Source organism: Bradyrhizobium zhengyangense, from assembly GCF_022012435.1.
Lineage (GTDB): Bacteria > Pseudomonadota > Alphaproteobacteria > Rhizobiales > Xanthobacteraceae > Bradyrhizobium > Bradyrhizobium zhengyangense.
In genome coordinates this window covers 1-18,139 of the sequence record NZ_JAKLUA010000019.1, presented here as the reverse complement: position 1 = coordinate 18,139, position 18,139 = coordinate 1, and the positions used below count along the sequence as shown (strand labels likewise).

21 protein-coding genes and 1 tRNA gene are annotated in these 18,139 nt (G+C 63.2%); 17 read left to right on the top strand and 5 right to left on the bottom strand.

Annotated features, from left to right (window positions below; genetic code table 11):
- Positions 1-431 precede the first annotated feature (431 nt).
- The 8 genes from L6637_RS35165 (at position 432) to L6637_RS35130 (ending at position 9,556) form a co-directional block, all read left to right on the top strand.
- Complete coding sequence (locus L6637_RS35165; RefSeq protein ID WP_237861497.1) at positions 432-1,589, top strand: thiolase domain-containing protein; 1,158 nt, start codon at positions 432-434, stop codon at positions 1,587-1,589.
- Entirely contained in the window at positions 1,589-1,978 is a 390-nt protein-coding gene (locus tag L6637_RS35160) for a Zn-ribbon domain-containing OB-fold protein (protein ID WP_237861498.1), read from the top strand. The genes L6637_RS35165 and L6637_RS35160 overlap by 1 nt, the downstream gene beginning before the upstream one ends.
- Before the next feature lie 142 nt (positions 1,979-2,120).
- Complete coding sequence (locus tag L6637_RS35155; protein ID WP_237873511.1) at positions 2,121-2,981, top strand: MaoC family dehydratase; 861 nt, start codon at positions 2,121-2,123, stop codon at positions 2,979-2,981.
- A 122-nt stretch (positions 2,982-3,103) separates the two neighbouring features.
- Positions 3,104-3,982, top strand: a complete 879-nt coding sequence (locus L6637_RS35150) for an SDR family oxidoreductase (RefSeq protein WP_237861500.1) — start codon at positions 3,104-3,106, stop codon at positions 3,980-3,982.
- Positions 3,983-4,009: 27 nt separating this feature from the next.
- The gene (locus L6637_RS35145) at positions 4,010-4,963 is read left to right on the top strand and encodes a dihydrodipicolinate synthase family protein (protein ID WP_014494558.1); all 954 of its coding nucleotides are present in this window, start codon (positions 4,010-4,012) and stop codon (positions 4,961-4,963) included.
- A gap of 4 nt (positions 4,964-4,967) precedes the next feature.
- Positions 4,968-5,783, top strand: coding sequence for an NUDIX hydrolase (locus L6637_RS35140; RefSeq protein WP_237873509.1), 816 nt, complete (start codon positions 4,968-4,970; stop codon positions 5,781-5,783).
- An 80-nt stretch (positions 5,784-5,863) separates the two neighbouring features.
- Positions 5,864-6,778, top strand: coding sequence for a DMT family transporter (locus L6637_RS35135; RefSeq protein WP_237873507.1), 915 nt, complete (start codon positions 5,864-5,866; stop codon positions 6,776-6,778).
- Between the two features lie 90 nt (positions 6,779-6,868).
- Positions 6,869-9,556, top strand: coding sequence for a PAS domain S-box protein (locus L6637_RS35130; RefSeq protein WP_237873505.1), 2,688 nt, complete (start codon positions 6,869-6,871; stop codon positions 9,554-9,556).
- A gap of 8 nt (positions 9,557-9,564) precedes the next feature.
- Here the strand turns inward: L6637_RS35130 and L6637_RS35125 are convergent, their stop codons facing one another.
- Complete coding sequence (locus L6637_RS35125; protein WP_237861504.1) at positions 9,565-9,918, bottom strand: GrlR family regulatory protein; 354 nt, start codon at positions 9,916-9,918, stop codon at positions 9,565-9,567.
- Positions 9,919-10,176: 258 nt separating this feature from the next.
- Here L6637_RS35125 and L6637_RS35120 point away from each other — a divergent pair, with 258 nt between their 5' ends.
- Positions 10,177-10,674 (top strand): hypothetical protein, encoded by a 498-nt coding sequence (locus tag L6637_RS35120; RefSeq protein ID WP_237861505.1) that lies wholly within the window; start codon positions 10,177-10,179, stop codon positions 10,672-10,674.
- 28 nt (positions 10,675-10,702) lie between these two features.
- Here L6637_RS35120 and L6637_RS35115 read toward each other — a convergent pair whose 3' ends face one another.
- Positions 10,703-11,089, bottom strand: coding sequence for a VOC family protein (locus tag L6637_RS35115; RefSeq protein WP_237861506.1), 387 nt, complete (start codon positions 11,087-11,089; stop codon positions 10,703-10,705).
- Between the two features lie 146 nt (positions 11,090-11,235).
- On the opposite strand from L6637_RS35115, the gene L6637_RS35110 reads away from it, so the two are divergent.
- The 3 genes from L6637_RS35110 to L6637_RS35100 all read left to right on the top strand — a co-directional run bounded on the left by L6637_RS35110 (position 11,236) and on the right by L6637_RS35100 (position 12,681).
- Positions 11,236-11,793, top strand: a complete 558-nt coding sequence (locus L6637_RS35110; RefSeq protein WP_237861507.1) for a hypothetical protein — start codon at positions 11,236-11,238, stop codon at positions 11,791-11,793.
- 159 nt (positions 11,794-11,952) lie between these two features.
- Positions 11,953-12,453 (top strand): hypothetical protein, encoded by a 501-nt coding sequence (locus L6637_RS35105; RefSeq protein ID WP_237861509.1) that lies wholly within the window; start codon positions 11,953-11,955, stop codon positions 12,451-12,453.
- Between the two features lie 151 nt (positions 12,454-12,604).
- Positions 12,605-12,681: transfer RNA gene (locus L6637_RS35100), tRNA-Arg, on the top strand.
- A gap of 115 nt (positions 12,682-12,796) precedes the next feature.
- On the opposite strand, the gene L6637_RS35095 is transcribed toward L6637_RS35100, so the two are convergent.
- Positions 12,797-13,762, bottom strand: a complete 966-nt coding sequence (locus L6637_RS35095; RefSeq protein ID WP_237873503.1) for an AraC family transcriptional regulator — start codon at positions 13,760-13,762, stop codon at positions 12,797-12,799.
- 33 nt (positions 13,763-13,795) lie between these two features.
- On the opposite strand from L6637_RS35095, the gene L6637_RS35090 reads away from it, so the two are divergent.
- The gene (locus tag L6637_RS35090; protein WP_237873607.1) at positions 13,796-14,113 is read left to right on the top strand and encodes a hypothetical protein; all 318 of its coding nucleotides are present in this window, start codon (positions 13,796-13,798) and stop codon (positions 14,111-14,113) included.
- An 89-nt stretch (positions 14,114-14,202) separates the two neighbouring features.
- Here L6637_RS35090 and L6637_RS35085 read toward each other — a convergent pair whose 3' ends face one another.
- Positions 14,203-14,481 (bottom strand): hypothetical protein, encoded by a 279-nt coding sequence (locus tag L6637_RS35085; protein WP_237873501.1) that lies wholly within the window; start codon positions 14,479-14,481, stop codon positions 14,203-14,205.
- A gap of 269 nt (positions 14,482-14,750) precedes the next feature.
- Here L6637_RS35085 and L6637_RS35080 point away from each other — a divergent pair, with 269 nt between their 5' ends.
- Entirely contained in the window at positions 14,751-15,212 is a 462-nt protein-coding gene (locus L6637_RS35080) for a baeRF12 domain-containing protein (RefSeq protein ID WP_237861512.1), read from the top strand.
- Between the two features lie 35 nt (positions 15,213-15,247).
- Here the strand turns inward: L6637_RS35080 and L6637_RS35075 are convergent, their stop codons facing one another.
- On the bottom strand, positions 15,248-15,511 hold the full coding sequence (locus L6637_RS35075) for a hypothetical protein (protein ID WP_237873499.1): 264 nt from the start codon (positions 15,509-15,511) through the stop codon (positions 15,248-15,250).
- A gap of 307 nt (positions 15,512-15,818) precedes the next feature.
- Here L6637_RS35075 and L6637_RS35070 point away from each other — a divergent pair, with 307 nt between their 5' ends.
- The 3 genes from L6637_RS35070 to L6637_RS35060 all read left to right on the top strand — a co-directional run bounded on the left by L6637_RS35070 (position 15,819) and on the right by L6637_RS35060 (position 18,065).
- Complete coding sequence (locus tag L6637_RS35070) at positions 15,819-16,265, top strand: hypothetical protein (RefSeq protein ID WP_237861514.1); 447 nt, start codon at positions 15,819-15,821, stop codon at positions 16,263-16,265.
- An 88-nt stretch (positions 16,266-16,353) separates the two neighbouring features.
- Complete coding sequence (locus tag L6637_RS35065) at positions 16,354-17,232, top strand: DMT family transporter (RefSeq protein ID WP_237873498.1); 879 nt, start codon at positions 16,354-16,356, stop codon at positions 17,230-17,232.
- A gap of 89 nt (positions 17,233-17,321) precedes the next feature.
- Positions 17,322-18,065 carry a hypothetical protein gene (locus L6637_RS35060; protein ID WP_237861517.1) on the top strand — a complete coding sequence of 248 codons (744 nt, stop codon included), beginning with the start codon at positions 17,322-17,324 and terminating at the stop codon, positions 18,063-18,065.
- The last annotated feature ends 74 nt before the right edge of the window (positions 18,066-18,139 follow it).

Below are 18,139 nucleotides of genomic sequence, written 5' to 3'. Positions count from 1 at the left end.
ACAGAAAGGCCCGTCGTGTTCGTTAGTAGGACGGACGCGGGAATTGGTTCGACCGTACCGATGGGTTCGAGACCTGAAAGAATCCCGTTCCCGCGATTTTCCGGAAACTGGCACAGGGGGCGCCTACCTTCGTGGCGTTTCGATTTTCTGTTCGAAATCAGTCGGCGTTCTACTGTGCATGGGGTTGTTTTCGGCCAGCAGGTTCGTTTTCGATAAAACGAAAAATTGCTTGTGCCGTCGGGCAAAACATCTTTAGGATTTCGCTCAGCCTTTCGTGCTCCGGCCGCAAGCGCATCCGGGACACGACAGCCTCACCGCATTTGCGCCAATCCGCCGCCCTCTCGCCCGACGGAATATTTCCGCGCTTGCCAACAGGGCATCAGCGGTCCAGAAAAAAGAGCCAAGAAGAAACGCGAGCGGAGACCTCTGTTTTGACCATCAAGGGCAAGGCCTACATTGCCGGGATCTACGAACACCCGACCCGGCATGCGCCGGACAAATCCACCGCCCAGCTTCACGCCGAGGTCGCCAAGGGCGCGATCGAGGATGCCGGGATCAGCAAGGACGATGTCGACGGCTATTTCTGCGCGGGCGATGCGCCCGGCGGCGCCTGGCCGATGGTCGATTATCTCGGCCTCAACACCAAGAAGCTGCGTCATGTCGATTCCACCGAGACCGGTGGCTGCTCCTACATCATCCATCTCGGCCATGCCGCCGAAGCCATCGCCGCGGGCAAATGCTCGATCGCGCTGATCACGCTGGCCGGCAAGCCGCGCACCGGCGTGATGCCGCCGCGTGCGGCCGGCGCCGAGGTCGATTTTGAATCTGCTTACGGCGCGACCACGCACAATGCCTATGGCATGTGTGCCATGCGCCATATGCACGACTATGGCACCACCAGCGAGCAACTCGCCTGGATCAAGGTCGCGGCCTCGCACCATGCGCAATATAATCCGCATGCGATGCTCAAGGACGTCGTCACCGTCGAGGACGTCTTGAACTCGCCGATGATCTCCGATCCGCTGCATCGCATGGATTGCTGCGTCGTCTCCGACGGCGGCGGCGCGTTGATCGTGACGACGCCGGAGATTGCCAAGAGCTTGAAGAAGCCGCTGGTGCGCTTGATCGGCCATGGCGAGGCGATGAAGGGGCCGCGCGGCGGCAAGGATCTCGACCTCACTTACTCAGCCGGTGTGTGGTCCGGCCCGCGCGCGTTCGAGGAAGCCGGCATCGCGCCGAAGGACATCAAATACGCCTCGATCTATGACAGCTTCACCATCACGGTGCTGATGCAGCTCGAGGACCTCGGCTTCTGCAAGAAGGGCGAGGGCGGCAAGTTCGTCGCCGACGGCAATCTGATCTCGGGCGTCGGCAAGCTGCCGTTCAACACCGACGGCGGCGGCCTCTGCAGCAACCATCCGGTCAACCGCGGCGGCATGACCAAGATCATCGAGGCGGTCAGACAGCTGCGCGGCGAGGCGCATCCGAAGGTGCAGGTGAAAAATTGCGATCTCGCCATCGCGCACGGCACAGGTGGCCTTTTGGGCGTTCGCCACGCGGCCTCGACCGCCATTCTGGAGCGCGTGTGATGAGTGAAGTGAAGAAATATCCGGCCCCAGTGACTAATCCGGAGACTGCAGCGTTCTGGGACGCAGCCAAGCAGGGCAAGTTCATGATCAAGCGCTGCTCCGCGTGCGGCGAGGCGCATTACTTCCCGCGCTCGATCTGCCCGTTCTGCTATTCCGACAAGACGGTGTGGGAGGAGGCCTCGGGCGAGGGCACGATCTATACCTGGAGCCTGATGCGGAAGTCGCCGACCGGTCCTTACGCCATCGGCTACGTCACGCTGAAGGAGGGGCCTTCGGTGCAGACCAACTTCGTCGACTGCGATTTGGAGAAGTTGAAGATCGGCCAGAAGGTGAAGGTGGTGTTCAAGCCGACGGACGGGGCGCCACTGCCGTTCTTTACGGTGGCCTAGGGCGGTCCTCATCCTGAGGAGCTTGCGAAGCAAGTGTCTCGAAGGATGGCCACGACAAGAAAGCGTTTCGGGCATCCTCATGGTTCGAGACGGCGCTAGAGCGCCTCCTCACCATGAGGATGAGAACGAGAGGAAACAAAACATGTCCGCTAGATATGAAGAACTCAAGGGCCTGAAAAACCTCGGCCAGAAATATGCCTACGGTGATCGCGAGGTCATGCTCTACGCCTACGGCATCGGCCTCGGCGCAGACCCGATGGACGAGAACGAGCTCGCCTTCGTCAACGAGGGCACGTTCACGCCGCGGCCACTGAAGGTGGTGCCGACCTTTGCTTCCGTCGCCGCCTGGGGCTCGGGCCCCGGCGAGATGAACCTCAACCGCGTCATGGTTGTCGACGGTGAGCGCGACATCACCTTTCATCAGCCACTGCCGGTGGCCGCTAACATCACCGCCGATTCCTCCGTGCTCGAGGTCTACGACAAGGGCAAGGACAAGGGTGTCGTCATCAGCCATCAGACCGTTCTCAAGAACGAGAAGGGCGAGAAGCTGGCAACGCTCGTCGCCTCGCGCTTCGCTCGCGGCGATGGCGGCTTTGGCGGGCCGAACCTGACCCAGCCCGATCCGCACAAGATCCCCTCGCGCGCGCCCGACAAGACCATCGACATCGTCTCGCGCCCGGACCAGGCGCTGGTCTACCGCCTCTGCGGCGATCGCAACCCGCTGCATTCGGATCCCGAGTTCGCCAGGAAGGCCGGCTTCCCGCGTCCGATCCTGCACGGCATGTGCACCTACGGCATCACCTGCCGCGGCGTGCTCCAGACCTATGCCGATTACGACGCGTCAGCGTTTCGCCAGCATGTCGCGCGGTTCTCCTCACCGGTCTTTCCCGGCGAGACCGTGACTATGGACCTTTGGAAGGACGGCAACACGATCTCGTTCGAAGCCAAGGTGAAGTCGCGCGGGGTGACGGTGATCAAGAACGGCAAGACGGTGCTGGGTTAGCCCTCGCTGTCATTCCGGGGCGCGCAAAGCGCGAACCCGGAATCTCGTTCTACAGGCTCTGGATTCCGGGTTCAGCCTGCGCGCTTCCCCGGAATGACAACAAAAAACAGGGAGAAGCCACCATGGGACTACTCGATGGCAAGGTTGCGCTGATTACCGGCGCGGGCGGCGGGCTCGGTGAGGCCTACGCAAAACTGTTCGCGCGGGAAGGGGCCGCGGTCGTAGTCAACGACCTCGGCGGGCCCCGTGACGGCTCCGGTGCCGACAAATCGATGGCGCAGCTTGTGGTGGACGCGATCAAGGCCGAGGGCGGCAAGGCGGTCGCGAACGGCGCCGACATCTCCACCATGGAAGGTGGCCAGTCGGTGTTCGACGACGCCATCAAGCATTTCGGACGCGCCGATATCCTGGTCAACAATGCCGGCATCCTGCGCGACCAGACCTTTCACAAGGCCAGTGAGGCCGATTGGGACAAGGTCATCAAGGTGCACTTGAAAGGCACCTTTTGTTGCACCATGCCGGTGTTTCGCTGGATGCGGGAAAATGGCGGTGGCGTCATCGTCAACACCTCCTCGACCTCGGGTCTGATCGGCAATTTCGGCCAGACCAATTACGGCGCGGCCAAGGGCGGCATCTGGGGCCTGTCCAACGTGCTGGCGATCGAGGGCCGCAAGTACAACATCCGGATCTGGACGCTGGCGCCGGGCGCCCTGACCCGCATGACCGCAGACCTGCCCCGCTATAAGGAGAACCCAGGTGCGGCGCTGGGGCCGGACGGCATCGCACCGGCCGTGCTATACATGGTCAGCGATCTGTCGGGTGACCAGACCGGCAAGGTGCTGGGCGTGTCCGGGCCCCGCGGCGTACGCGAGATGCGGATGATGGAAATGGAAGGCTGGAAACCGCCGCATGCGGGCTGGAATGCCCAGGACATCGTCGATCATGCCAAGGAGATCTTCTTCTCCGAGGAGCAGATCAAGATGGGCGCGCGGCGGTTTTAGCCACACGACAGAGAGACAAGGACGACGATGAAACTCACCGCCGACGCCAAGGGCACCTTCGCAATCGCGCCGACACCTTTCCACGACGACGGCCGGATCGACGAGCGCTCGATCGACCGCCTGACCGATTTCTACGAGGAGGTCGGCTGCGACGGCGTCACGGTGCTGGGCATCCTCGGCGAGGCGCCGAAGCTCGATGCCGCCGAGGCCGAGCAGGTGGCAGTGCGCTACGTCAAGCGCGCCAAGAAGATGCAGGTGATCGTCGGCGTCTCCGCGCCGGGCTTTGCCACGATGCGCTCGCTGGCGAGGGCCTCGATGGATGCAGGCGCAGCCGGCGTCATGATCGCGCCGCCGCCGAGCTTGCGCACTGACGACCAGATCGTTGGCTATTTCAAGCAGGCAGCCGAGGCGATCGGCCCCGATGTGCCCTGGGTGCTCCAGGACTATCCGCTGACGCTCACGGTGGTGTTCACCCCCGCCGTGATCCGCAAGATCGTCATGGACAATCCGAACTGCGTGATGCTCAAGCATGAGGACTGGCCGGGCCTGGAGAAGATCTCGACGCTGCGCGGCTTCCAGAAGGACGGCTCACTCCGTCCGCTCTCGATCCTCTGCGGCAATGGCGGCACCTTCCTCGACTTCGAGATGGAGCGCGGCGCCGACGGTGCCATGACTGGTTACGCTTTCCCCGAGCTTCTGATCGACGTCGTCAACCTCTCCAAGGCTGGCAAGCGCGACGCCGCGCATGACTTGTTCGACGCGCATCTGCCGCTGATCCGTTACGAGCAGCAGCCCGGCGTCGGCCTGACCGTGCGCAAGTACGTGTTGCAGAAGCGCGGCATCATCGCCTCCAGCGCGCAGCGCAAGCCGGGCGCGACGATGACGGCGACCGCGAAGGCCGAGGTCGATTACCTCTTGTCGCGCGTCGCCCGTTTCGACAAGCGCGCCAATCTCGGCCCGCAATCTAGCGCCGCAGGTTAGTTGAATGCCCGAGACATCAGCATCACGCCCGGCCTCGACGATCCTCCTGCTGCGCGACGGCCCGAAGGCCGACGGCAAGGGCCGCGGCGAAGTCGAAATCTTCATGATGGTCCGCCATCATCAGATCGAGTTCAACTCGGGCGCGCTGGTGTTTCCCGGCGGCAGCGTCGATGCCGGCGATCAGGAGATCGTCAAGCGATCCGAGCTGTATTCGGGCGGCGAGGGCCTCAGCGAAGCGGACCGCGGTTTTCGTATCGCCGCGATCCGCGAGACGTTTGAGGAGAGCGGAATCCTGCTTGCGCGTGCGAAGGGCTCGAACGCACCTGTTGACGCCAAGCGCGCCGGCGAGATCGCCGACGCACATCGCGTCGCGCTCAACGAGCACAAGATCAGCTTCCTCAGCATTTTGGCCGACAACGGTCTCCAGCTCGCACTCGATACGCTCGTGCCTTATGCGCACTGGATCACGCCGGAGGGCATGCCGAAGCGCTTCGACACCTGGTTCTTCCTTGCGGCCGCACCGCCCGACCAGCTCGGCGCGCATGACGGGAGGGAGTCGACCGACTCGATCTGGCTCTCAGCGCGCGAGGCGGTGGAGGGCGGCGACAGCGGCCGCTTCAAGCTGCCGTTCCCGACCACACGCAATCTGATCCGGCTCGCCAAGCAGCCGAGCGTGAGTGCCGCGCTCGATCATGCCAAGGGGATGTCGATCGTCACGGTGATGCCGGTGATGACCAAGACCGACACCGGTCGCCAGCTCCGCATTCCCCCCGAGGCCGGCTATGACGGCGAGGTGTTCGAGGTCGGAGCGGTCGGCTAAGACACTTCGATACCGAACGAAGTATTGGCTGCGGCTGATGCGCTAGGTTCCGTCCATCGCGAATGGACGGGACGGATCAGATGGACGTCAGACAGGACACCAACATCGCCGTCGAGCTGGCGCTGTTGGTCGCGCTCGCAACCCTCTGGGGTGGCTCCTACACCTTCATCAAGCTCGGCGTCGCCACGATCCCGCCGGTGACGCTGATCGCCGCGCGCACAACGGTCGCGGGCTTGCTGCTGCTCGCGATCATGTGGGCGAGGGGCATCAGCATGCCGACGGATGCCGCGACCTGGCAGCGCTTCGCGTTCCAGGCCGTGCTCAACAGCGTCATCCCATGGACCCTGATCGCCTGGGGCGAGCGCCACGTCGATGCCGCGCTTGCCACTATCCTCAATTCGGCCGGCCCCATCTTCACCTTCCTGCTCACCGCAATGGTCACGCGCCATGAGGCCACGACGCCGCGAAAGCTGTTCGGCGTGGTGGCGGGTATGGCCGGCATCCTACTGATCGTCGGCGTCGATGCGTTCCGCGAGATCGGCAGCGGCCTCCTCGCGGAAGCGGCGATCGTCGCCGCTACCATCTGCTACGCCTGCGCCGCGATCTTCGGCCGGAGCTTCAAGGGCCTCGATCCGATGGCACCCGCCGCCGGCTCGCTGCTGGCGGGCGCGGCCGTGCTGATCCCGGCCTCGCTCGTGCTCGAGCAGCCCTGGACGCTGTCGCCCTCGCTCAGCTCCGTCCTCGCGCTGTTGGCACTTGCGGTGTTCTCGACCGCAGCCGCGTTCGCGATCTATTTCCGGCTGATCCAGACGCTCGGCTCGGTCGGTACCACCGCACAGGCCTACTTGCGCGTCCCCATCGGGGTCGCCATCAGCGTCGCCTTCCTCGGCGAGATCCTGAGCCGGACCGCCTGGATTGGCTTGGCTAGCGTCGTCCTCGGCGTCGCCGCCATGACGATCCCGGCCCGGCGGGCAGCCGTCGCTAAACCATCATGAAAAACAGCCCGTTCCGGCCCGTGGAGGCATGTTCCCCCGGAGGGGCGATACAGCGTATATTAGGAGGGTATGGAGTCCGGTTCCGCCCCAATGTCCGCCGAAACGCCACCGAATCCGCCGCCGAAGCGATCGTTTTCGCTGTCGATCGGCCAGATGACGTATGGCAGCTTCATCCTGGTGCTGGCGGTGATCATCGTCACCTCGACCGCCAGCGTGATCGCAATCCGGCACATCGACGCCACCTTCGCCGAGCTCCAGCGGCTGCAAAGCGTCGGCGATCTCGCCGAAGATATCGACCGCCGCATGAACGATTTGCGGCTCGCCGCGCGTGACTTCGTCACCGATCCCGGCGCCGGCATCCAGTTCAAGCAGGTCGGCGAGGCCGCGTCGACCCTGAGCGACATCCTCAAGAAGACCCGCATCGAGCTTGCCCCCGAACAGCAGGACATGATCGACGGCGTCTCCGAGCGGCTTGCGACCTATCGCAGCGGGCTGGATCGGATATCGACCCTGATCGATCGCCGCGCGCAACTGCTTGCCGGGCTGCCTCCGCTGCGCGACCAGTTCGACGCGGCGGTCTCCGAAAGCGGGGATCGTGATCTCGCCGCGCGCCTTTCGGAGGCCCAGAGCCGGATCGCGCTTGGATTGCTCGCGCGCAATCCCTCCGCGGCCGAACAGGCCGCGCAGGGCATGCGGAGGATGGACATTGCCGATGGCAAGCTGAAGGCGGCGGTGAACAATTACGCCGATGCCATCATCGCGGTCGCGGTGCGCGAACGGCAGATCGCCGATATCGACCGCGAGGTGCTGGGCACCGAGGGCCGGCTGATCGGCCGTGTCACCGAATTGCTGCGCGACGTCAGCGACCGCCGCGGCCATGTGCTGTCGCGCGACTTTGCCCGGACGCTAGCCGAGGCGCGTTGGCAGAGCATCGTGCTCGGCAGCATGGGCGTGTTGATTGGCATCCTCGCCGCCGTCTTCGTGGTGGGGCGGACGGTGCGGCCGCTGGCCCAGATCGCACGCTCCATTCGCGCGCTTGCGGCCGGCGAGAAAAGGACCTCCATTCCCTCGGCTGATCTCAACAATGAGATCGGCGACATCGCACGCGCCGCGGAGGTGTTTCGTCGCGCGCTGGAGGAGGCCGATACCGCGCGCGAGGCGGCGGTGCGCGCGCTTACCGAGCAGCGGCTGGCCGAGGAGAGCTATCGCAAGCTGTTCGAGGGCTCGGTCGACGGCATCTACGTGACGACGCCGGCCGGCGATCTTCTCAATGCCAATCCGGCGCTGGCGCGGATGATGGGCTATGACAGCCCGCAGCACCTGATCGACAGCATCAACGACATCGCCCACACCATCTATGTCGATCCCGAGGCGCGCGCGGAATACCAGCGGTTGATGCATCGCGACGGCATGGTGCGCGAGTTCGAGTATCAGGTGCGCCAGCGCAGCGGCAACATCCTCTGGCTCTCCGACAGCGCGACCGGTGTGCGGGACGAGCAGGGCACGATCGTCCGCTACGAGGGCACGCTGCGCGACATTACCGACCAGAAGCGGGCGGAAGATGCCATCGCCGAAGGCCGGCGCCTGTTGCAGCAGGTCATCGACACCGTGCCCGCGGTCATCAACGTCAAGGACCGCGATCTCCGCTACGTGCTGATGAACCGCTACATGGCCGGCATCTTCGGTATCGAACCCGGCGAAGCGCTCGGCCGCACAACCGCCGATCTGATGTCGCGCTATGGCGCGGCCAAGACCGACGAGAACGACAAGCGCGTGCTCAGCCAGCGCAAGGGTCTCGGCTTCTACGAGGAGGAATACAAGGACGCCTCCGGCAACATGCGGCAATGGCTGGTCAACAAGCTGCCGCTGCTCGATGCCGAGGGCGAGATCGAGCGGATTGTCACCGTGGCGCTCGACATCGGCGAACGCAAGCGCGGCGAGCAGGAGATGCGCAAGGCCAAGGACGCCGCCGAAACCGCGCTGCGCAATCTGCGCGAGACCCAGGCCTCGCTGATCGAGGCGGAAAAGCTGGCCGCCCTCGGACGCCTCGTCGCCGGTGTCGCACACGAGGTCAACAATCCCGTCGGCATCAGCCTGACGGTCGCCTCGGCGCTCGAGCGCAAGACCGCCATGTTCAGCGCCGAGGTCGAGCGCGGCGAGCTTCGCCGATCCACGCTCAATGACTATCTCAGCACCAGTCGCGATGCGTCCTCGCAGCTCGTCTCCAACCTGAACCGTGCGGCCGAGCTGATCCAGTCATTCAAGCAGGTCGCGGCCGACCGCAACTATTCGGACCAGCGCAGCTTCGACCTTGCCGACCTCACCGAGCAGGTGGTGATGAGCCTGCGTCCGGGCCTGCGCAAGCAGAACCTGACGCTCAACGTCGAGTGCCAGCCCAATCTGACCATGAACAGCTATCCCGGCCCGTACGGCCAGGTGCTGACCAATCTATTCCTGAATTCGGTCGCGCACGCCTTTCCCGACGGGCGGCCCGGGATCATCGACATCCAGGTGCGCGAGTCCGGCAAGGACAATGTCGAGGTCATCGTGTCTGACAATGGCTGTGGCATGAGCCTCGACGTGCGGCGCCGCGCCTTCGATCCGTTTTTCACGACGCGGCGCGACCAGGGCGGTACCGGTCTCGGATTGCACATCGTCTACAGCATCGTCACCAACCGGCTCGGCGGCCGGCTCGATCTCGATTCCGAGCCTGGCAGTGGTACGCGCATCCAGATGATCCTGCCGCGTACCGCACCGCTGGAGCAGGCTGCCGAATAAATCTGTGGCTAATCGACGTCGACGAGCTTGTGCAGGGTGGCGCCGAAAATCAGGCTGGCTTTGCCGACCAGCGCCGTGCCCGTCATCTCCGCACGGGTGTCCGTGTAGGTCCCGCTGACGCCGATGCCAACAGGGGCAGGGCCACCGAATAGCGGATTGTCATCGCCGCGCGGGGAGGTGTGTCGTTGCACCAGCACCTCGCCCTTGAAGGTGTGGTCGTCCTTCACCACGTAGCTGCCGGTGTAATAGAGGTAGGCATCGCCGCCAAGGATCTTGCCGTCGCGAAAAAGAATCACGCCGCTGCCTTTGCCTGTCCGACCATCGAGCAGGCTCACGTGAATCGAATAGAGGCCGTTCTTCATAACGTCCCATCGGCCGGTCACCATCGCCCAATGGCGTCACCGGTGAAGCTTTTATGCCAAAGCGCAACCTCCCGCGCAACGCGGCAATTTTGCCGGCTGTGTCCCGCGCCGGCACGCGAGCCGTAGTTGTCCCGGCTTGCGTGTGACGCTGACATGACGGTCTCATCATGCAGCGAGGCCTGTCCAACGAATCAGAGTTGGCCCGCGAAATGCATAACCATTGTTGCACTGGCCGCGGGGTGCTGGAGCAAGACAAACGTGAGCAACTGGATCGATTCCGGCGGCGATGAGCCGCGTCTGTACAGTGCGCGTCCCACGATTTGCGAAACACAACGACGGCGGATCGGCCGTCCGACACGGTGGCGAAGCGCGGCAAGTCTTGCTTGCGCGCTGGCGTTGATCGCGTTGGTTGCCCCTAGGGGCCACGCACGCGACCGCGGCCAGTTCGTCAATACCAATGCCGAGCTGAAAGCCTGGTTCGACGGCTTGCGCAGCGGCAAAGGGCCATGCTGCTCCGATGCGGACGGCTCGGCGATCTCGGACTCCGATTGGGAAAGCAAGGACGGGCACTACCGTGTCCGCATCCCGCGCCTCGGCTACATGATTGAGGGCAAGCAGCAGGAACTCGTCTGGGTCGACGTGCCGGAGGAGGCCGTGATCTCGGAGCCCAACCGGGTTGGACGAACCATGGTGTGGCCGATCTATGGCTATATGGGCGTCACCATCCGCTGCTTTATGCCCGGCAGCATGACCTAGCTGGCCGGGCAGCGCCTCGCCTGCCGCGTCACGTATATTTCTTGTCGCGCTCGAGCAGCTCGACGGAGATGCCTTCGGGACCGCGGATGAAGCAGATGCGGACGCCGGGCCGGATCGTGGTCGGCTCCCGCGTGAATGTCACGCCCTTGGCCTTGATCTCGGCCGCGACCGCGTCGATGTCCTTCACGGTGAGCCCGAAATGGTCGAGGCCCTGATGGGGATGTGGAGGCGGCGGGCTGACGGCGCTTTCGCCTTCCAGAGGCGCAATGAAGATCTTTGCGCCGCCGAGATTCACGTCGATTCGTCCCGGTGCGCGCACAATCTCGCCGCCGAGGATATCGCGCAGCCAGGCGGCGGTCGTTTCCGGATCCGGGCTGCGCAGATGGACGTGATCCCAGGTGACGACGACAGGCATTTCAATTCCTCCCGATAGGGTCTTCGATGTTGCGGCGCATGTTAGCGATCCCCATGGACGATCGCCACATGGCTCTAGGAGGATCCGCCTAGTTGTGGGAACCTTAATTCGCCTCGCGGATTGAAGGATGAGCGAGCAGCGCACCCATGAAATCAGGGTTTGGCCGGATCGGACTGGGACATTTCGTCGGGGACGGCGAGGAGCGGCAGCGGCTCCAGTCAGCCACAGGCGTTTGGTTGAAGCGGGGCCTGTTGTCGCTGCTGGCCGCGAGTGTGGTCGGTGGTGCAATCTGGCTGTTGATGCCTCCCTCCGAAGGCAATGTTGCTCAAACCGAACCTGTAAAATTGGCGCTGGCAGGAGTCGATTCTGCTTCGCCAACGTCAGCCCCAGATACCTCCGCTACGAAAGCCGCCGGGCTCGACCGGATGAAGATATCGTCGCAGACTTGGCGCCGCGGCGGGCTCGGCTCGAAGGCGCTGGTGACGTTCACCGTGCGAAATGACAACGACTATGCCGTAAAGGATGTCGAGATCGTCTGCGCCTTCACGCGGCGCGACGGCAGTCATTTGACGGACCGCAGCCGCGTGCTGGCTGATACGGTCAGCATGAAGAGCCGCAAGACTTTTGCACGCGTTCCAGTCGGATTCGTCAATGTGAATGCCGATCAGGCGAAGTGCTCGGTTGTCACGGCGCGGCGCGCCTAAAAGGCCACGCATTCGCTAGCGGAAAAGTTACCGTCCGTGCCCCTTGGCCGGAAATCTTGGCGTCGCCAATTGAACCAAAGGCTGGGCGCAGGAACCAATTAATGGATCGCCGGTTGAGGCGAAGGACCCACGCGGGGATGCGGGGGCGGAGTGCGGTCAATGCCCATCTTTCGGTATTTCATGTTTGTCGGCGGAGCGCTGCTCGCATTGCTGTTTGCGGCAGATTTCGTTTGGCCGACAGCGCCGGTTGCGCAGACCATTGGGGTTGCGAGCTACGATCAGCCGGCGATCCGGATCCGGTCCGACCGCCATTTGCCTGACCGGGTCGTGCTCGACACCAATCAGCCGACCTTTGCCGCGCCGATGGTGAAGACGGCTGCCGCCGCGCCACAGTCGACCGCGCAGGCGGACGTGTTGGCTGACATGTCGGCCAAGGCACGGGTGCGCGACACGTTCGCCCAGTTCACGCCGGCCGAAGCAGCTGCAGCGAAGAAGGCCGACGCCACTCAGCAAGCTCAGGTTGCCCAGGCCCAGACGCCTCAGGCTCCGGCGCATCCGAAGCGCAAGGTCGTCCGGGCGCATCCGGCACCTCAGCGTGGCCAGCCGATGATGCTGGTGGCGCAGCAGCCGCATTTCGGTCTGTTCAACACCACCTGGTGAGGGTGCCTTGGCCCGCCTCGAAATGGGGCGGGGAGGGCTTTTTATTGTCCGGCCTCTCTGCTAATTCGAGCCAATCCGAACGTCGTCGGTGCGCTGGCCTGCCAGCATAGGACCGCGGCGCTTCGGCCGGTGGCCCAATACCCGGGGTCAGGCGCTCGTAGCTCAGCTGGATAGAGCATCGGATTTCGATTCCGAGGGTCGGAGGTTCGAATCCTTCCGAGCGCGCCAGTCCACGACGAGCCGATTACCCTGATTCATGCGTCTGGAGCAGGTCGCTGAAGGCGACGTCCTTGTAGAAGTAGCGTTGTTGCTCCGTCCTCGCCGACTTCGTCCGTGTTGCGCGTTAATTGGCCTGGAGCCGGATTTGCCGGGCCCGCGCCAGCGTGTCCGAGGGCGCTTCGTGGAAGGTCGCGCGATAGGCCGCGGCAAACTCTCCGAGGTGATGGAAGCCCTGGGCGCGCGCGCACGAGGCGACTGAGGCACCCCCGCTTCTGAGGAGTTGGGTGCGGGTGGCCCAAAGCCGCTTCAGCCGGATGTATTGATGCAGGCTCATGCCGCGCACCTTGGCCACCGCGCCCCCGAGGGTCCGGACCGAGACGCCGAATTGATCGGCGAGATCGGCCGTATAGATCGGAGCGGTTGGATAGGCTCTGACGTAGTCATCGATCTGCTGCACGAGCCTGGCCGAGCGCACGCCCGCTCTTGGGGCAGTGCGATCTGACAGTGGGTTCATTTGAAACAGGTCATCGAAGGCGAGCAGCAGGCCCTCCTGAAGATGGGCGGCGACCTCCGTGGTCTCGAACATCTGTGGCTGGACCGACGCGGTCCGCAGGATGTCTTGCACCAGCTGCCGCGCATCGAGATGTGCGGAAGGGTCGGCAATGCGAACCCGCAAGGCATCGGCACGATCGAACCAGCCGCGGTCCCGAAGTGTGGGCGAGAACATGATCAACGCGTGATGATTGATCTGGGGCTCGACGAAATGGCAATGGTGGTTGCCGCGCAAGCCGATGAAGAAGCGCGAATCGATATCCATTCCGCTCGAACTGGCGCGCAGATCATCGCTCATTGGTAAGATCACCATGCCGCCCGGCGCGCGGTAGGTGGTCTCGAGGATGCGCGCAAACGACCTTGCGACGATGATCCGGCATGCCGGCAGGTTCACGATTGCTCGCGCTGCGGCGAAATTGGCGACGTCAAGGGGAATGCTCCGGGAATCTTCCAGGGCTTCGGCCGGTCGAAACGCGTCCACATCGGTAAACCGGGTTACCTGGAGCGCGGAGGAGGGAGCGAGGGCGTCGAAGAACATGCTTCTGGCCGGATGCTGCAATATGACAATAAAATGAACGTCGGTACGTGGCCATCAATGGCGAAACACGACGATTCAGTAAACCGGATTTTCGGCCGTAGTATTGCGGACATCATGCCACGATCGATCTCACCGTCAACGGTCGCGGCTCATCGGCTGACCGGTGGTGAGGTCGATGAAATGGAGCCTTGTACAGGCAGGGCAACTAAAGGATTCAAAGCTCCGTCCCTCGTGCTCCTGTCGCCTTTCGAGATGGGTTTGCACATTCATGCCCGTCTGCGGGCATCGGAAAACGATCAAATCGGCCATCAGCACAGGATGACAGCACCGCAAATTTTATCTTTGATCTAGATCAGTTTTGGAATTGCTCCAGCCTGACGGCCAGCGGCGGTCCCCCTATCTCGCAAAAGCGAAGGGGCCCCAGAGAGCCCCTTCAAATCTCACCAGCGGCGATAGCCGTAATAGCCATAGTAGCGCGGGCCATAATAGCGCGGGCCGTAGTAGCGCGGCGGCCCATAATATCCATATCCGGGGCCGTAGCCGTAATAGACGTTCGGCCGCCACCAGCAGCGTCCCCAGGCGTTGCAGACCATGCGGACCTGCTCGACGTCAGAGACCTGCGGGGTTGCAGGCGCAGGCGCAACGGGCATGGCCGACGCTGACGATGCCGCAAGGGCACCGAGCAGGGACGCGGCAACGAGGCCGATCTTGAGATTCATGATGTGTATTCCTCCGCTTACGCCATGCAGGATATCGAAGTTGTTCTGATCAAATTGTGGCAAAGTCGGAATGTAATGCTGATGAACAAATCTCAGCTCGCCCGCCATAGGCCTGACCATCACTTTGCCAAGTGAGCTCTTCCCGTATCATCGCCACCTTCATTGATCCTGCGCAATTCGTCCGTGCGGCTTCCTGCCTAACTTTGCCATCGTGAGCAGTCCTTCGCCGAATTCGAAGAACAGGCGCACACATGGTTTGGAGCAGTGCAATGAACAAAATGAGGATCGACAAGGGCGACTGGCTCGTCGTGTGCGACGGACGCAAGGCGCTCATCCTGGAAAATCTCGGCGACGAGATGTTTCCGAACCTTCACACCAGGGAGGTTCGCGAGCAGACCAATCCGTCCACGGCCGCGCAAGGGACCGATGCGCCTGGCAGGCTCCATGCATCGGTCGGCGGAGCCCGCAGCTCGGCAGAGCAGACCGATTGGCACGACGAGGCCGAGCGCACCTTTCTGCGCAGTCTCGCCGAACGGCTCGATACCGCGCTCAGCGCCGGGGAGACCTCGGGCCTGACCATGGTGGCCTCACCGCGCGCACTGGGCATGATCCGCACCGATTATTCGGACGCGGTGCGCAGGGCGCTCCGGGGCGAAGTCGGCAAGGACCTCGTCAAGTTGCCGGTCCATGAGATCGAGAAGCAGTTGCTGCTATCGGGGGCCGTCGGATAGGGCTCTCCGCCCGGAGAGGACGCGCGCGGCGCCCCTCAGTAGCAGGGGTGCCGGCGGCGGTCCTGACCGACATAGCTGGCCGCGCTCTGGTAGCAGTGATTGGTCGACGGGCCGTCGTAGTAGGCGAAGGTGCCGGGGGTGATACCCGGGCCGTAATTGTGCAGATAGCTGACCGGGTAGGGCAGCGGATTGGCGTAATAGCGGTGGTACCGGTGATGTACCCGCGCCTCCGCGTAGCCAGGGGCTAGGATTGCTGCCGACAGGGCAGCAACCGCGGCTACAAGGGTCAGCTTGCTCATCTCGATTCTCCGGAACCCGCGCAAAAAGGTCTGCCATCTATAGCCATTTCGGGCCGCCGGGGCACCCGTCCGAAGCCTGGAAATCGGGGCAAATCCAGCAGATTCCCGGATAGGTGTGACAGAATTGCCGGACCTGGGGTCCAAGCCTGCCCATTTTTGGCCTTTTCGGGATGCTTAACGAATTCCCCACACAAGTATGGCCAAAGAGAATCCGGTCAAAGATTTCTCCTGCCGGGTCCTTTGGGGGTTTGTTGGGGTGCTCTTCGGGGCCGGTACGTTTCCTTGCAAGGTTTTTCGCCGTCAAGCCATGCGCATCACGCTTCTCAGCCTGCTGTTGCTCTTCGTCGCTGCCGCTACTCCCGCGCGGGCTCAGCTGCATATCACCCGCGACCACGGCGGCTATGTCGAGGAGTACAAGGCCAAGTACAAGCGCGTCCGCGCCACCGGCGAGCGCGTGATCATCGATGGCATCTGCAATTCGGCCTGCACGCTGGTGCTCGGCATCGTGCCGCTGAACAAGATCTGCGTGACGCCCAAGGCGAGTCTCGGCTTCCACCAGGCCTATTACGACAAGGCCTTCACCTTCGGTATCAAGGTCACCAGTGCGGAAGGGACCTCCGACCTGATGTCCTACTACCCCGATACGGTGAAGGACTGGATCCGCCGCAATGGCGGGCTCACCACCGACATGAAGAAGATCAAGAACGGGGTCGAGCTCTGGAAGATCATCGATCCCTGTCCGGAAGAATGGTGATCTGCTGATCTGAGCCACCGCGTCCGTCGCGGCGCAGCATCAGAAATTCGCGTTGCCGCACCGCCCTTCGCTCAGGCAATGAGGGGCAATGAATCATAATCAAGATCATCTCGCTGCCCGCGCGGCGCCGGTGTTGTTCGTCCTGCTCTGGAGCACCGGCTTTATCGGCACCAAATACGTCATCAACAGTGCCGATCCCTTGACCTACCTCGCCATCCGCATGGCACTGGTGGTCGGTCTGATGGCAATCATCGCGGGCGTCGCTCGACCGAAATGGCCTGATCGCGCCGGGACCGCGCACAGCGCCGTCGCCGGCATCCTCGTCCACGGCTTCTATCTCGGCGGCACCGCTATCGCGATCGCGCATTCGATTCCGGCGGGGCTCTCCGCACTCATTCCGGGGCTGCAGCCGATCCTGACCTCGACGATTGCCAACCGCTGGCTCGGCGAAAAGGTGACGCCGGTGCAATGGGCAGGCCTCGTGCTCGGCCTCGGCGGTGTGGCGCTGATTCTGCACAACCGCCCGATGTCCGGCGAAGCCGGGCTCGGCTGGATCGCCTCGGTAGTCTCGCTGATCAGCATCACGCTCGGCACGCTCTACCAGCGCCGCTACTGCAATCACATCGACTGGCGAGCCGGCAATCTCGTGCAGTACGTGGCGGTGACGATCTTCTTCACGGTCGGTGCGTTCCTGTTCGAGGATCGGGTCGTGCACTGGACACGGGAGTTTGTGCTTGCGCTGGCCTGGCTTGCGGTCGCGCTCTCGATCGGGTCGATCGGGCTGTTGTACTGGCTGATCCGCCATGCCGCAGCGACGTCGGTCGCGAGCCTGTTCTATCTGGTGCCAGCCGTCACGGCGGTGATGGCCTATCTGTTGTTCGGCGAAAAGCTCGATGCGTTGGCGATCGCTGGCATGGCGATGTGTGCGGCCGCTGTGTTCGTGGTCAACCGGCGCTTTGCCGCGTAGTCGGGCTTGCCGGAATACATCCCTGACGTGCAGCGTCCGTCGTGTTAGTCTGACCGTATTTCAGCGGCCCTTTCACACGGTGATTTTCCATGAAAAAGGCGAAGCGTGCACTGCTCGGCAGGTCGATGAAGCCGGTCCGGATCGCCTGCATCAACTATGCCCCGGAGTCGATTAGCGGCGGCGATATGAGGCAGCTCACCGCGGCACTGCAAAAGTGTTACGACAAGCATTTCCTGCCGGTGTGGGGCTATCCGGTCGACCTCTATGTCACGCGCAAGCCGAAGGCCACCGATTGGCAATTGGTCTATTTCGACGACGCCCTGCACAAGAATATGCTCGGACGTCACGAGCTGACCTATCGTGGCCAGCCGATCTCGAAGATCTTTGTCAAGGCGCTGGATGGCGAGGCGGTCAGCGTAGCAGCCTCGCACGAACTGTTTGAGATGGTGCTCGATCCCATGGCCAATCTCTGGGCCGACCAAAATCGGCACACCCAATACGCCTATGAAGTCTGCGACGCCGTGGAGGAGGACACATTTGACGTCGACGGATTGCCGATGTCGAACTTCGTCTATCCGTCCTGGTTCGAGCCGTTTAGGCATCCCCGCGGGACCAAGTTCGACCACAAGGGAACGCTGACAGCTCCGTTCTCGATGACCGAGGGCGGCTACGTTATCAAGAAGGTCAACGGTCGGAAGGTGATCCGGGCGTTCGGCTCGCCGGAGAAGCGGCGGCGCTTCGCCAAGGAGGACCGGCGGGGTCATCGCAGCGAGTTTCGCGATCCGAAAGGCGTCCATCATCCGGGCCGGCGCAAGTCCAAGCGGTCAGGCTAGAGCGGTTCACGGATTTATTGAATCGGAAGGGATTCCGGATCTGGGGCGAATGTGATTCAAGATGCTGGCTGGGC

Excerpts from the sequence above, each read along its gene's own strand:
- L6637_RS35160 (WP_237861498.1), top strand. The coding sequence starts at position 1,589 with ATGAGTGAAGTGAAGAAATATCCGGCCCCAGTGACTAATCCGGAGACT.
- L6637_RS35155 (WP_237873511.1), top strand. The coding sequence starts at position 2,121 with ATGTCCGCTAGATATGAAGAACTCAAGGGCCTGAAAAACCTCGGCCAG.
- L6637_RS35150 (WP_237861500.1), top strand. The coding sequence starts at position 3,104 with ATGGGACTACTCGATGGCAAGGTTGCGCTGATTACCGGCGCGGGCGGC.
- L6637_RS35145 (WP_014494558.1), top strand. The coding sequence starts at position 4,010 with ATGAAACTCACCGCCGACGCCAAGGGCACCTTCGCAATCGCGCCGACA.
- L6637_RS35140 (WP_237873509.1), top strand. The coding sequence starts at position 4,968 with ATGCCCGAGACATCAGCATCACGCCCGGCCTCGACGATCCTCCTGCTG.
- L6637_RS35135 (WP_237873507.1), top strand. The coding sequence starts at position 5,864 with ATGGACGTCAGACAGGACACCAACATCGCCGTCGAGCTGGCGCTGTTG.
- L6637_RS35130 (WP_237873505.1), top strand. The coding sequence starts at position 6,869 with ATGTCCGCCGAAACGCCACCGAATCCGCCGCCGAAGCGATCGTTTTCG.
- L6637_RS35125 (WP_237861504.1), bottom strand. The coding sequence starts at position 9,918 with ATGAAGAACGGCCTCTATTCGATTCACGTGAGCCTGCTCGATGGTCGG.
- L6637_RS35115 (WP_237861506.1), bottom strand. The coding sequence starts at position 11,089 with ATGCCTGTCGTCGTCACCTGGGATCACGTCCATCTGCGCAGCCCGGAT.
- L6637_RS35110 (WP_237861507.1), top strand. The coding sequence starts at position 11,236 with ATGAAATCAGGGTTTGGCCGGATCGGACTGGGACATTTCGTCGGGGAC.
- L6637_RS35105 (WP_237861509.1), top strand. The coding sequence starts at position 11,953 with ATGCCCATCTTTCGGTATTTCATGTTTGTCGGCGGAGCGCTGCTCGCA.
- L6637_RS35095 (WP_237873503.1), bottom strand. The coding sequence starts at position 13,762 with ATGTTCTTCGACGCCCTCGCTCCCTCCTCCGCGCTCCAGGTAACCCGG.
- L6637_RS35090 (WP_237873607.1), top strand. The coding sequence starts at position 13,796 with ATGAACGTCGGTACGTGGCCATCAATGGCGAAACACGACGATTCAGTA.
- L6637_RS35085 (WP_237873501.1), bottom strand. The coding sequence starts at position 14,481 with ATGAATCTCAAGATCGGCCTCGTTGCCGCGTCCCTGCTCGGTGCCCTT.
- L6637_RS35080 (WP_237861512.1), top strand. The coding sequence starts at position 14,751 with ATGAACAAAATGAGGATCGACAAGGGCGACTGGCTCGTCGTGTGCGAC.
- L6637_RS35075 (WP_237873499.1), bottom strand. The coding sequence starts at position 15,511 with ATGAGCAAGCTGACCCTTGTAGCCGCGGTTGCTGCCCTGTCGGCAGCA.
- L6637_RS35070 (WP_237861514.1), top strand. The coding sequence starts at position 15,819 with ATGCGCATCACGCTTCTCAGCCTGCTGTTGCTCTTCGTCGCTGCCGCT.
- L6637_RS35065 (WP_237873498.1), top strand. The coding sequence starts at position 16,354 with ATGAATCATAATCAAGATCATCTCGCTGCCCGCGCGGCGCCGGTGTTG.
- L6637_RS35060 (WP_237861517.1), top strand. The coding sequence starts at position 17,322 with ATGAAAAAGGCGAAGCGTGCACTGCTCGGCAGGTCGATGAAGCCGGTC.